This window comes from Variovorax sp. MHTC-1, from assembly GCF_003984645.1.
Lineage (GTDB): Bacteria > Pseudomonadota > Gammaproteobacteria > Burkholderiales > Burkholderiaceae_C > Variovorax.
Genome location: NZ_RWKI01000097.1, coordinates 1 through 776 on the forward strand (window position 1 = coordinate 1; position 776 = coordinate 776).

At 61.7% G+C, this 776-nt stretch carries 1 protein-coding gene; it reads right to left on the bottom strand.

Features of this window, described 5'->3' with window-relative positions:
- The coding region (locus EJI01_RS28435) for an IS30 family transposase (protein WP_126840422.1) at positions 1 to 714 on the bottom strand (714 nt) is incomplete at its 3' end.
- Between the last annotated feature and the right edge of the window lie 62 nt (positions 715 to 776).

Consider the following 776-nt stretch of genomic DNA (forward strand, 5'->3'; position numbering starts at 1 on the left):
TTCCCAGTGCCCGGGAACTGCTCGATCTTCAACTGTGGCTGGCCGCTCGCTGATGGAAACGGCGTCGACGATTCTTCCGTGGTCGTCTGTCTTCTGCGTGTGATGGCGCGAGCGGCGCATGCCCCGGGTGCGCCTGAGATGCTGCAACAGCTCCTTCTTCAAGGCCCCGCGGGCTTGAATGAACAGGCTGCGGTAGATGGTCTCGTGGGACACGTGGGAGGTCTCGTCGCACGGGTAAGTATGCTTGAGCCAACCGCCAATCTGCTCCGGAGACCATTGCAGTCGAAGTTTCTCCGTGACGATGCGCGCCAGTTCGCGGTTCTCAGCCAGCCTGCAGCGCTTGGGCCGACGAGCCCGATCCCATGCTGCCTGGTCGGCCTGGGTCGCTCGATAGCACCCTGGACCGCCATTGCGCTTGATCTCGCGGCTGATGGTGGATGGAGCTCGCCCGAGGATCAACGCGATCGAGCGAATCGAGAAGCCAGACGCCATGGCACGCGAGATCTCCTCGCGCTCGACCAGTGTCAGCGCCATCGATGAACGGGTTCGCTCCGGCGGCCGAATGCCGCCGGTACGCGACAGAATTCCCTGTACCGACGTGTGGGGCCGATTAAACAGTTGAGCGATCTGATGGAGGGTCCATCCCTGCCTCCATCGCTCCCACATCAATGCCTTCTGGCTGTCTGTGTAGTAGGTTCGCGTCCGGTAAGCCATCTGCAACACTCCTTCTGCCTACGGCAGTCACCAGTGTGTTGCATCGACCGGTTGAATCCGCA